The sequence below is a fragment of the Pseudomonas sp. NPDC012596 genome, assembly GCF_042902325.1.
Lineage (GTDB): Bacteria > Pseudomonadota > Gammaproteobacteria > Pseudomonadales > Pseudomonadaceae > Aquipseudomonas.
Window position 1 is genome coordinate 492,437 of record NZ_JBIBEB010000001.1, and the last position, 11,874, is coordinate 504,310.

Consider the following 11,874-nt stretch of genomic DNA (forward strand, 5'->3'; position numbering starts at 1 on the left):
GGGCCTTGCGCGGGCGCGGGGTGCATGCCTTGAATCTTATGCAATTGCAGAAATCGAGCGCCGCGCGGGCGGCGCTCGATCTTATGAACGACACTGGAACATCGGCGAGCCCATTCGGCCCCCAACCAACATCGGACGTCAGGCCGACGCAGCTGCAGCCGTCGGGCGCTTGACCTGCGGCTGCGACACGTTCGCCGCCGCACCTTCTTCGATCGCCTGCTGGATCGCCTTGCGGCGACGTTCTTCGGCCCGGCGGCTGAAGAACCAGACGAAGAAGGTAACCAACGACACCGACAGCAGGATCAGGCTGGCCACGGCGTTGATTTCCGGTTTGACGCCCAGGCGCACCGCCGAGAACACTTCCATCGGCAAGGTGGTCGAGCCAGGGCCGGACACGAAGCTGGCCAGTACCAGGTCATCCAGCGACAGGGCGAACGACATCATGCCACCCGCCGCCAGCGACGGCGCGATCATCGGGATGGTGATCAGGAAGAACACCTTCCACGGTTTGGCTCCCAGGTCCATGGCAGCTTCTTCGATCGACAGGTCCAGCTCACGCAGCCGCGCCGACACCACCACCGCCACATACGCCGCGCAGAACGTGGTGTGGGCGATCCAGATGGTGACGATACCGCGCTCCTGCGGCCAGCCGATCATTTGCGCCATCGCCACGAACAGCAGCAACAGCGACAGACCGGTGATCACCTCGGGCATCACCAGCGGCGCGGTGACCAGGCCACCGAACAGCGTGCGGCCCTTGAAGCGGGTGACCCGGGTCAGCACGAAGGCCGCCAGGGTACCCAGCGCCACCGCTGCCACCGCCGTATAGCAGGCGATTTCCAGCGAACGCATCACCGAACCCATCAGCTGAGTGTTGTCGAGCAGGCCGACGTACCACTTGATCGACCAGCCACCCCACACTGTGACCAGTTTGGAGGCGTTGAACGAGTAGATCACCAGGATCAGCATCGGCAGGTAGATGAACAGCAAGCCGAGCACCAGCATCAGCTTGGAGAAACTGAAGCGTTTCATGCGCGGCCCTCCATTTCTTTTGCCTGGCTGCGGTTGAACAGCAGGATCGGCACGATCAGGATCGCCAGCATCACTACCGCCAGGGCGGATGCCACCGGCCAGTCGCGGTTGTTGAAGAACTCCTGCCACAGCACTTTACCGATCATCAGGGTTTCCGGGCCGCCCAGCAGTTCCGGGATCACGAACTCGCCCACCACCGGGATGAACACCAGCATGCAGCCGGCGATGATGCCGTTTTTCGACAGCGGCACGGTGATTTTCCAGAAGCTGTTGAAGGTGCTCGAGCCCAGGTCCGATGCTGCTTCGAGCAGACTCTGGTCATGCTTCACCAGGTTGGCGAACAGCGGCAGGATCATGAACGGCAGGTACGAATAGACCACGCCGATATACACCGCCAGGTTGGTGTTGAGGATCTGCAGCGGTTGGTCGATCAGCCCGGTCCACATCAGGAAGCCGTTGAGCAGCCCGTTATTGCTGAGGATGCCCATCCAGGCATAGACGCGGATCAGGATCGCAGTCCAGGTCGGCATCATGATCAGCAGCAGCAGAACCGTCTGGGTTTCTTTCTTGGCGTTGGCGATCGAGTAGGCCATCGGGTAGCCGATCAGCAGGCACAGCAAGGTGCTGAAGAAGGCCATCTTCAACGAGCCCAGGTAGGCCGAGATGTACAGCTCATCCTCGGTCAACAGGCCGTAGTTGGCCAGGTTGAGCACCAGCTGGATCTTGTCTTCGACGTAGCTGTAGATCTCGGTATAGGGCGGGATCGCCACGTCGGCTTCGGCAAAGCTGATCTTCAACACGATGAAGAACGGCAGCATGAAGAACAGGAACAGCCAGATGAACGGCACGCCGATCACCAAGTGCCGCCCCTCCGGGGTCAAGCGCTGGAAGGCTCGCTTGAGCTTGCGCAGTTTCATGACCGCAGTACCACGCCGCTGTCATCTTCCCACCACACGTACACTTCATCGCCCCAGGTCGGGCGCGCGCCCTGGCGCTCGGCGTTGGCGACGAACGACTGCACCACCTTGCCGCTCGGCAGCTCGACGTAGAACACCGAGTGGCCGCCCAGGTAGGCGATGTCGTGGACCTTGCCGCGCGACCAGTTGTGCTCGAACTCTGGCTGCTTGGTGGTTACCAGCAGCTTCTCCGGGCGCAGCGCATAAGTGATGTGCTTGTCTTCCACCGAAGTGGTGATGCCGTGGCCGACGTAGATCTTGCGTTCCAGTTCCGGGCTGGCAATGATCGCGTGGCCTTCGGCGTCGTCGACCACGTCACCCTCGAACAGGTTGACGTTGCCGATGAATTCGCACACCAGGCGGCTGGTTGGCGTCTCGTAGATATCCACAGGCGAGCCGATCTGGGCGATCCAGCCCAGGTGCATGATGGCGATGCGCTGGGCCATGGTCATGGCCTCTTCCTGGTCGTGGGTCACCATCACGCAGGTCACGCCTACGCGCTCGATGATTTCGACCAGCTCCAGCTGCATCTGCGAACGCAGCTTCTTGTCCAGCGCGCCCATCGGCTCGTCGAGCAGCAGCAGCTTGGGACGTTTGGCCAGCGAACGGGCCAGGGCCACACGCTGACGCTGGCCACCGGACAGCTGGTGCGGCTTGCGCTTGGCGTATTGGGTCATGTGCACCAGCTTGAGCATTTCGGCCACGCGGGCGTCGATGTCAGCCTTGGGCAGTTTGTCCTGCTGCAGGCCAAAGGCAATGTTCTGCGCCACGGTCATGTGCGGGAACAGCGCGTAAGACTGGAACATCATGTTGATCGGCCGCTCGTAGGGCGGCATGTCGGTAATGTCGACGCCGTCGAGCAGGATGCGCCCTTCGGTAGGCCGCTCGAAACCGGCGAGCATACGCAGCAAGGTCGATTTGCCGGAGCCGGAGCCACCCAGCAGGGCGAAGATCTCGCCTTTACGGATTTCCAGCGATACATCGTCTACGGCGATGGTTTCGTCGAACTTCTTCGTGACCCGGTCGATCTTGACCAGCACCTGCTTGGGTTGCTGGCCACCCTCGAGGGCTTTCTTATAGGCACCGGAGGCAACTGCCATGAGTGAAACTCCCAACAAGATTTGTGTGCCCGCCCCCGCTTTGGCGGCGGGCCTGGATTGTTACTTGCCCGACTTGACCTTGGTCCAGCTGCGGGTCATCAAACGTTGCACCTTGGGCGGCAACTCACTGTTGACGAACATCTTGTCCAGCACTTCCTGCGGTGGGTAAACCGCGGCGTCAGTCCTCACGGCCTGGTCCATCAGGTCGCCAGCCTTGGGGTTCGGGTTGGCGTAACCGACGTAATCACTGACCTGGGCGATAACCTCAGGTTTCAGCAAATAGTTGATGAAGGCATGGGCCTCTTTGACGTTCTTGGCGTCCTTGGGAATCGCCAGCACGTCGAACCAGAGGTTGCCGCCTTCCTTGGGAATGGCGTAGGCCAGGTTCACGCCCTTCTTCGCTTCTTCAGCGCGGGCCTTGGCCTGGAACACATCACCGGAGAAGCCTGCCGCGACGCAGATATCGCCGTTGGCCAGGTCGGTGATGTACTTGGACGAGTGGAAGTAGGTCACGTACGGGCGCACCGCCAGCAGCTTCTTCTCGGCCTTTGCATAATCCTTGGGGTCGGTGCTGTTGGGGTCGAGGCCCATGTAGTTGAGCACCGCTGGCAGCATTTCGTCCGCCGAGTCGAGGAAGGCCACACCGCACTTGGAGAGCTTCTTCATGTTCTCGGGTTCGAACAGCACGGCCCAGGAGTCGATGGTGTCCACGCCCAGCGCGGCCTTCACCTTGTCGACGTTGTAGCCGATGCCATTGGTGCCCCACAGGTAAGGCACGGCGTACTGGTTACCCGGGTCGTTCTTTTCCAGGCGCTTCATCAACGCCGGGTCGAGGTTGGAATAATTGGGCAGCAGGTTCTTGTCGAGCTTCTGGAACGCGCCCGCCTTGATCTGCTTGCCGAGGAAATGGTTGGACGGCACCACCACGTCATAGCCGGTGTTGCCGGCCAGCAGCTTGCCTTCCAGGGTTTCGTTGGAGTCGAAAACGTCCTGCACGGGTTTGATCCCCGTGGCCTTTTCGAAGTCCGCCAACGTGGTCGGCCCGATGTAATCGGACCAGTTGTACAAATGCACCGTAGGCGCCGCTTGGACGCTGCATGCCAGCGTCAGGCCCGCTCCAGCCATCAAGGCTTTGCGTAATACAGAAATAGACAAGTGGGTGTCCTCACAATCAGTGCCTTGGTAACGGCGCAGCGCTGCGGCGCAGGCAAAACCGGCGCGCAACTTACCTTCGCAGCCTCGATGCCGCAATCATCAATTGCCATTCACTGGCTCTGGGCCGGAAAACCCCGGCCCAGAGGTTGTGCATCAGGCTTACTTGCCCGACTTGATCTTGGTCCAGCTGCGGGTGATCAAACGCTGGGCGGCAGCTTCGGGAGCGGCGATCGCGTACAGTTGTTTTTTCACGTCAGCCGGCGGATAGATGCTCGGGTCGCTGGTGATGGCTTTGTCGACCAACGGGGTAGCAGCCTCGTTGCCATTCGGGAAGCGCACGGCGTTGGTGATTTCAGCCATGATTTCCGGCTGCAGCAGGAAGTTCATGAACTGGTAGGCGGCATCCTTGTGCTCGGCATCTTTCGGAATGGCGACCATGTCGTAGAAGGTACCTGCACCTTCTTTCGGAATGACGTAGTCCACTTTGACCTTGTCGCCAGCTTCATGGGCGCGGGCCTTGGACTGCTCCAGGTCACCCGAGTAACCGACGGCTACGCAGATGTTGCCGTTGGCCATGTCGCCGATGTACTTGGACGAGTGGAAATAGGTGATCGAAGGACGGATCTTGAGGAACAGGTCCTCGGCGGCCTTCAGGTCCTCTTTGGTGGTGCTGTTGGTCGGCTTGCCCAGGTAGTGCAGCGCGGCCGGGATCATCTCGGTGGGTGCATCCAGGAAGCTTACGCCGCAGCTTTTGAGCTTGGCGATGTTCTCAGGCTTGAACACCACGTCCCACGAATCGATCTTGTCCACGCCCAGTGCGGCCTTGACCTTCTCGGGGTTGTAGCCGATGCCGATCGAACCCCACATGTACGGGAAGGCGTGCTTGTTGCCCTGGTCACTGGCGTCACCGACGGCCTTGAGCAGGTCTGCATCGAGGTTCTTCCAGTTCGGCAACTTGGAGCGGTCGAGCTCTTCGTAGACGCCAGCCTTGATCTGCTTGGCCAGGAAGTTGTTGGACGGTACGACCACGTCATAACCCGACTTGCCTGCCAGCAGCTTGGCTTCCAGGGTTTCGTTGCTGTCGAAGACGTCGTACTTGACCTTGATGCCGGTCTGCTTTTCGAACTTCGCGATGGTGTCCGGAGCGATGTAGTCCGACCAGTTGTAGACGTTCAGCACCTTGTCTTCAGCCTGTACAGCGGTGGCCATGGCACCCATCAGGGCGGCGGCCAGCAACGTCTTGCCCATTTTCTTCATGCGTCATGCTCCAGAATTTTTATTTAGCCATCTGTTCAGCAGCCAAGACCTACGGTGCAGAGCGCCGGGCGACTGGAACAGCCGCTAGTCTGGCAAGTTACAAGGCGCTGTTTCAAGGAAAGCAGCCCCTTGTAACCAACTAATGTCACAACGCTAGCCTAGCAAAGGCTCACCGGATCGCTTCGAGGGTCAGGTCCAGGCACTTGCGCGCCTTTTCCACCAGCTCATCCACCTCTGCATGGGTGATCACCAAAGGCGGTGCGATGATCATGGTGTCGCCCACCGCGCGCATGATCAGGCCGTTGTCGAAGCAGAAGTTGCGGCAGACCATGCCCACGCCTTTGCCTTCGTAACGGCTGCGGGTGGCTTTGTCCTTGACCAGCTCGATCGCGCCGAGCAGGCCCAGGCCGCGCACTTCGCCCACCAGCGGGTGGTCCTGCAGCTCACGCAGACGTTTTTGCAAGTAGGGTGCCACTTCCGTGCGGGCCTTCTCGACGATCTTCTCGTCACGCAGGATGCGCAGGTTTTCCAGGCCCACCGCGGCCGCCACCGGGTGGCCTGAATAGGTGAAGCCGTGGTTGAAGTCGCCACCTTCGCTGATCACCTTGGCCACCTTGTCACGCACGATCACACCGCCCATGGGGATGTAACCGGAGGTAAGGCCCTTGGCGATGGTCATCAGGTCGGGCTTGAGGTCGTAGTAGTCGGAGCCGAACCACTCGCCGGTACGGCCGAAACCGCAGATCACTTCGTCGGCGACGAACAGGATGTCGTATTTCGCGAGAATCTCCTTCACCTTCGGCCAGTAGGTCTCAGGCGGGATGATCACGCCGCCAGCGCCCTGGATCGGCTCGGCGATGAAGGCGGCAACATTGTCTTCGCCGACTTCCAGAATCTTTTTCTCAAGCTGCTCGGCAGCCCATACGCCAAATTCGTCGGGGCTCATGTCGCCGCCTTCACCGAACCAGTACGGCTGCGGGATGTGCACGATGCCCGGGATCGGCAGGCCGCCCTGTTCGTGCATGCCGCTCATGCCGCCCAGGCAGGCACCCGCGAAGGTGGAGCCGTGGTAGCCGTTGATGCGGCCAATGATGGTCTGCTTGTGGGGTTTACCCTTGAGTGCCCAGTAATGGCGGACCATGCGCAGCACGGTGTCGTTGCCTTCAGAGCCGGAGCCGGTGAAGAACACATGGGTCATGCCCTCGGGCGCCACGTCGGTGATGGCCTTGGCCAGCTCCAGCGCAGGCGGGTGGGCAGTCTGGAAGAACAGGTTGTAGTACGGCAGCTCGCGCATCTGCTTCTCGGCAGCCTGCACCAGCTCTTCACGGCCATAACCGACCGCCACGCACCACAGGCCGGCCATGCCGTCGAGAATCTCGTTCCCCTCGCTGTCCCACAAATGCACGCCCTGCGCCTTGGTGATGATGCGCGGCCCCTTCTCCTTCAGCTGCTTGTAGTCACTGAAAGGTGCAAGGTGGTGCTCGCCGCTCAGGGTTTGCCATTCACGGGTTTGCGGGTTTTTGACGCTCATGTGCTTCTCCATGTTCCACAGGCCGCCGGTGGGCGGCCTCAGGGGTTGATCACACAGCAAACAGCAGGAACTCACGCTCCCAGGAGCTGATGACTCGCTTGAAGTTCTCGTGCTCGGCGCGTTTGGTGGCGACGTAGCCGGTGATGAATTTCTTGCCCAGGTACTGGGTCAGCGCGCGGCTGACTTCCATGCGCTCCAGAGCATCTTCGATGGTCAGCGGCAGGCGCAGGTTGCGCCGCTCGTAGCCACGCCCCTGCACTGGCGCGCTGGCAGCGATACCTTCGACCATGCCGATGTAGCCGCACAGCAGGCTGGCGGCGATGGCCAGGTAGGGGTTGGCATCGGCGCCGGGCAGGCGGTTTTCAACGCGGCGGTTCTGCGGGCCGGCATCCGGTACGCGCAGGCCGACGGTGCGGTTCTCCTCGCCCCATTCGACGTTCACCGGCGCCGATGTGTCGGGCAGGAAGCGGCGGAACGAGTTGACGTTGGGCGCGAACAGCGGCAGCGCCTCGGGGATGAACTTCTGCAGGCCACCGATGTGGTTGAGGAACAGCTCGCTCATGCTGCCGTCTTCATTGCTGAAGATGTTCTTGCCGGTGACCGCGTCGACCACGCTCTGGTGCAGGTGCATGGCGCTGCCTGGCTCGCCGGTCATCGGCTTGGCCATGAATGTCGCGGCCACATTGTGCTTGAGCGCCGCCTCGCGCATGGTGCGCTTGAATACCAGGATCTGGTCGGCCAGGTGCAGGGCGTTGCCGTGACGGAAGTTGATTTCCATCTGCGCCGTGCCATCTTCGTGAATCAGGGTGTCGAGGTCCAGCTGCTGCAATTCGCACCAGTCGTAGACGTCCTCGAACAGCGGGTCGAATTCGTTGGCTGCCTCGATCGAGAACGACTGGCGGCCGGTTTCCGGGCGGCCCGAACGGCCAACCGGCGGTTGCAGCGGGAAGTCAGGGTCTTCGCTGCGTTTGGTCAGGTAGAACTCCATCTCTGGCGCGACGATCGGCTGCCAGCCCTTCTCGCTATAGAGCTGGAGGACCTTCTTGAGGACGTTGCGCGGCGACAGCTCGACGGGGTTGCCCTTCTTGTCGTAGGTGTCGTGGATAACCTGCGCGGTTGGCTCGATGGCCCACGGCACGAGGAACACGGCGTTCTCGTCAGGGCGGCAGATCATGTCGATGTCGGCCGGGTCGAGCAGTTCGTAATAGATGTCGTCATCGACGTAATCGCCGGTCACGGTCTGCAGCAACACGCTCTCGGGCAGGCGCATGCCTTTTTCGGCGATGAACTTGTTGGTCGGTGAGATCTTGCCGCGGGTGATGCCGGTCAGGTCGCTGATCAGGCATTCGACTTCGGTGATCTTGTGCTCTTTCAACCAATCGGTGAGCTGGTCGAGGTTGTTACTCATAGATACCTCAGGAGGTAATGTGGTCCGCGCATTGATTCTGGATGGAGTGAGTTGCTAAAGCAAAAACCCCCACGCAGGAGCACAGTGGATACACTGAAAACAAGCGTGTCCGAAATGAGTTTGAAGGGCAGCAAGACAACGAAGGAAGCGAAACGGTGCTACGAGGGGTGTGCAAGGCGCGCAAAACGTCAATTATTGCGGCCACGGCGGCCACAGCGCTATTGCTGCTTGCAGGAACGACAGGGATGCCCGAGCACACTGCAAAGGCAGTGCTTTCAGGTCGCGACAAGCGGACCATGTGACCCTCGTATTATTGTGTTTTGGGTTGTGACCGAGCTTAGCCTTGTTCATTTTTTTACACAACCACTCCGTAAAAAATAAAACACGGCATGTCGGAGATAGCCCTTTCACAGGGAAATAGCGGATAATGGCACGCCCCGATATGCAGCAAATCTGCCGTAGATGTGCCATTTCAGGGCATCATGTGGTTGGCTTGACATCAGTAGGGCTTTTCGATTGACTGGTCCTGCAAGCCCCCCTTGATTGATATTTTTAACAACAAAGGTGTTGCATCATGTCGGTACCCCCGCGTGCCGTTCAGCTTAACGAAGCGAACGCGTTCCTTAAGGAACATCCTGAGGTTCTCTACGTTGACCTTCTGATTGCAGATATGAATGGTGTGGTGCGTGGCAAGCGCATTGAGCGCACCAGCCTCCACAAGGTTTACGAGAAAGGCATCAACCTGCCGGCCTCCCTCTTTGCCCTGGACATCAACGGTTCCACCGTCGAAAGCACTGGGCTCGGCCTGGACATCGGCGATGCTGACCGCATCTGCTATCCGATCCCTGACACGCTCTGCAACGAGCCGTGGCAGAAACGCCCCACCGCCCAGCTGCTGATGACCATGCACGAGCTCGAAGGCGAGCCGTTCTTCGCCGACCCGCGTGAAGTGCTGCGTCAGGTAGTGAGCAAGTTCGACGACCTGGGCCTGACCATCTGCGCTGCCTTCGAGCTGGAGTTCTACCTGATCGACCAGGAGAACGTGAATGGCCGCCCGCAGCCACCCCGCTCGCCGATCTCGGGCAAGCGCCCGCAATCGACTCAGGTGTACCTGATCGACGACCTCGACGAATACGCCGACTGCCTCCAGGACATCCTCGAAGGTGCCAAGGAGCAAGGCATTCCGGCCGATGCCATCGTCAAGGAAAGCGCCCCGGCGCAGTTCGAAGTCAACCTGCACCACGTTGCCGACCCGCTCAAGGCCTGTGACTACGCAGTGCTGCTCAAGCGGCTGATCAAGAACATCGCCTACGACCATGAAATGGACACCACCTTCATGGCCAAGCCCTACCCGGGCCAGGCAGGCAACGGCCTGCATGTACACATTTCCGTGCTGGACAAGGATGGCAACAACATCTTCACCAGCGAGGATCCCGAGCAGAACGCCGCGCTACGTCACGCTGTCGGCGGTGTGCTCGAGACCCTGCCAGCGTCCATGGCGTTCCTCTGCCCGAACGTCAACTCGTACCGCCGCTTTGGCGCACAGTTCTATGTGCCGAATGCACCGAGCTGGGGCCTGGACAACCGCACCGTGGCCCTGCGCGTGCCGACAGGTTCGGCAGACGCCGTACGCCTGGAGCACCGCGTGGCCGGCGCCGACGCCAACCCGTACCTGATGATGGCGGCCGTGCTGGCTGGTGTTCACCATGGCCTGACCAATAAAGTCGAGCCGGGTGCGCCGATCGAAGGCAACTCGTACGAGCAGCTCGAGCAGAGCCTGCCGAACAACCTGCGTGATGCCCTGCGCGAGCTGGACGACAGCGAGATCCTGAACAAGTACATCGATCCGAAGTACATCGACATATTTGTCGCGTGCAAGGAGAGCGAGCTGGAAGAGTTCGAGCACTCGATCTCCGACCTCGAGTACAACTGGTATCTGCATACTGTGTAACTGAAAACGCCGCCCTCTGGGGCGGCGTTTTTGCTTGGGATTGGTGTCGCCCGCGAAGCGGCCGGCACGCGCTTACAGGGTCTTCTCGAAGATCTTCGAATTACGCTGGTAGTTGTACAGCGAAGCCCGCGCCGCCGGCAGCCGCTCCACCCCACTCGGCGCAAAGCCACGCTCGCGGAACCAGTGCGCGGTCCGCGTGGTAAGCACGAACAGCGTATTCAGGCCCATCTGCCGCGCCCGGCTCTCGATCCGCTCCAGCAGTTCGTCACCGCGCCCGCCATGGCGGTACTCTGGGTTAACCGCCAGACAAGCCAGTTCACCGGCCTGCGAATCGGCAATCGGGTACAGCGCCGCGCAGGCGATGATCATGCCCTCGCGCTCGACCACACTGAACTGTTCGATCTCCCGCTCCAGCACTTCACGCGAGCGCCGCACCAGGATGCCCTGCTCTTCCAAGGGGCTGATCAGCTCCAGCAAACCACCCACATCTTCGATGGTCGCCTCGCGCACCACCTCGAACTGCTCCTGCGACACCAACGTGCCGCCACCGCCGCGGGTAAACAGCTCGGTGAGCAGCGCGCCGTCTTCGGCGTAGCTGACGATGTGGCTACGGGCAACGCCGCCCTTGCAGGCCTCGGCTGCGGCATCCAGCAGCTCAGCCTGATAATCGCTGCCCAGCCGTGCCAGGTGCGGTGCGATGTGCTGCGGACGCAGCTCGCGTACCAGCTTGCCTTGCTCGTCCAGCAAACCGGGCTCGGCGCCGAACAGCAGCAGTTTGTCGGCACCCAGCTCGATGGCTGCACGGGTGGCCACGTCTTCGCAGGCCAGGTTGAAGATCTCGCCGGTTGGCGAGTAGCCCAGTGGCGACAGCAAGACGATGGAACGCTCGTCGAGCAGCCGGCTGATGCCCTTGCGGTCGATGCGACGGACTTCGCCTGTGTGGTGGTAATCGACCCCTTCGAGCACGCCGATGGGGCGGGCGGTCACCAGGTTGCCGCAGGCCACGCGCAGGCGCGAACCCTGCATCGGTGAGGCCGCGATGTCCATCGACAGGCGGGCCTCGATGGCCAGGCGCAAGGCACCCACGGCGTCGATCACGCAGTCCAGGGTGGCCGCATCGGTGATGCGCAGGCCGCGGTGATAATGCGGGGTCAGGCCACGGGCCGCCAGGCGGCTCTCGATCTGAGGGCGCGAACCATGCACCAGCACCAGGCGCACGCCGAGGCTGTGCAGCAACACCAGGTCATGGACGATATTGCCGAAATTGGGGTGTTCTACCCCATCGCCGGGGAGCATGACCACAAAGGTGCAGTCGCGATGGGCATTGATGTACGGGGAGGCATGACGCAGCCAGTTGACGTAATCGGGCATGACAGGGCCTGTGGATAAAGTGGACGGAGAACGTTGGATCACACGGCGTTCAGGATCATCGTCGGAACAGGCTTGCGGTCACGCGCGGTCTCCTCTAGGCAAGAACGAATAAG

9 protein-coding genes are annotated in these 11,874 nt (G+C 61.0%); 1 reads left to right on the forward strand and 8 read right to left on the reverse strand.

What is annotated here, in order from left to right:
• Positions 1-138: 138 nt before the first annotated feature.
• The 7 genes from ACFY68_RS02185 to ACFY68_RS02215 form a co-directional block, all read right to left on the reverse strand.
• Entirely contained in the window at positions 139-1,032 is an 894-nt protein-coding gene (locus tag ACFY68_RS02185; protein WP_387522934.1) for an ABC transporter permease subunit, read from the reverse strand.
• Positions 1,029-1,949, reverse strand: coding sequence for an ABC transporter permease subunit (locus ACFY68_RS02190; RefSeq protein ID WP_346615272.1), 921 nt, complete (start codon positions 1,947-1,949; stop codon positions 1,029-1,031). The genes ACFY68_RS02185 and ACFY68_RS02190 overlap by 4 nt, the downstream gene beginning before the upstream one ends.
• Positions 1,946-3,088, reverse strand: a complete 1,143-nt coding sequence (gene potA / locus ACFY68_RS02195) for a polyamine ABC transporter ATP-binding protein (RefSeq protein ID WP_346615271.1) — start codon at positions 3,086-3,088, stop codon at positions 1,946-1,948. Before potA ends, ACFY68_RS02190 begins: the two co-directional genes overlap by 4 nt.
• Before the next feature lie 60 nt (positions 3,089-3,148).
• Entirely contained in the window at positions 3,149-4,243 is a 1,095-nt protein-coding gene (locus ACFY68_RS02200) for a polyamine ABC transporter substrate-binding protein (protein ID WP_387522936.1), read from the reverse strand.
• A 159-nt stretch (positions 4,244-4,402) separates the two neighbouring features.
• A complete protein-coding gene (locus ACFY68_RS02205) occupies positions 4,403-5,500 on the reverse strand; it encodes a polyamine ABC transporter substrate-binding protein (protein ID WP_346615269.1) in 1,098 nt (365 codons plus the stop codon).
• Positions 5,501-5,669: 169 nt separating this feature from the next.
• A complete protein-coding gene (locus tag ACFY68_RS02210) occupies positions 5,670-7,031 on the reverse strand; it encodes an aspartate aminotransferase family protein (protein WP_387522938.1) in 1,362 nt (453 codons plus the stop codon).
• Between the two features lie 49 nt (positions 7,032-7,080).
• Entirely contained in the window at positions 7,081-8,439 is a 1,359-nt protein-coding gene (locus tag ACFY68_RS02215; RefSeq protein ID WP_346615267.1) for a glutamine synthetase family protein, read from the reverse strand.
• Positions 8,440-9,013: 574 nt separating this feature from the next.
• Between ACFY68_RS02215 and ACFY68_RS02220 the strand changes: the two genes are divergently transcribed.
• Positions 9,014-10,390: a glutamine synthetase family protein gene (locus tag ACFY68_RS02220; RefSeq protein ID WP_346615266.1), complete on the forward strand. Its 1,377-nt coding sequence runs from the start codon at positions 9,014-9,016 to the stop codon at positions 10,388-10,390.
• A 72-nt stretch (positions 10,391-10,462) separates the two neighbouring features.
• On the opposite strand, the gene argA is transcribed toward ACFY68_RS02220, so the two are convergent.
• Positions 10,463-11,761: an amino-acid N-acetyltransferase gene (argA, locus tag ACFY68_RS02225; protein ID WP_387522941.1), complete on the reverse strand. Its 1,299-nt coding sequence runs from the start codon at positions 11,759-11,761 to the stop codon at positions 10,463-10,465.
• Between the last annotated feature and the right edge of the window lie 113 nt (positions 11,762-11,874).

Bases quoted from the DNA above. Each gene is read 5' to 3' on its own strand.
- ACFY68_RS02215 (WP_346615267.1), bottom strand. From the start codon at position 8,439: ATGAGTAACAACCTCGACCAGCTCACCGATTGGTTGAAAGAGCACAAG.
- potA (WP_346615271.1), bottom strand. From the start codon at position 3,088: ATGGCAGTTGCCTCCGGTGCCTATAAGAAAGCCCTCGAGGGTGGCCAG.
- ACFY68_RS02190 (WP_346615272.1), bottom strand. From the start codon at position 1,949: ATGAAACTGCGCAAGCTCAAGCGAGCCTTCCAGCGCTTGACCCCGGAG.
- argA (WP_387522941.1), bottom strand. From the start codon at position 11,761: ATGCCCGATTACGTCAACTGGCTGCGTCATGCCTCCCCGTACATCAAT.
- ACFY68_RS02185 (WP_387522934.1), bottom strand. From the start codon at position 1,032: ATGAAACGCTTCAGTTTCTCCAAGCTGATGCTGGTGCTCGGCTTGCTG.
- ACFY68_RS02210 (WP_387522938.1), bottom strand. From the start codon at position 7,031: ATGAGCGTCAAAAACCCGCAAACCCGTGAATGGCAAACCCTGAGCGGC.
- ACFY68_RS02220 (WP_346615266.1), top strand. From the start codon at position 9,014: ATGTCGGTACCCCCGCGTGCCGTTCAGCTTAACGAAGCGAACGCGTTC.
- ACFY68_RS02205 (WP_346615269.1), bottom strand. From the start codon at position 5,500: ATGAAGAAAATGGGCAAGACGTTGCTGGCCGCCGCCCTGATGGGTGCC.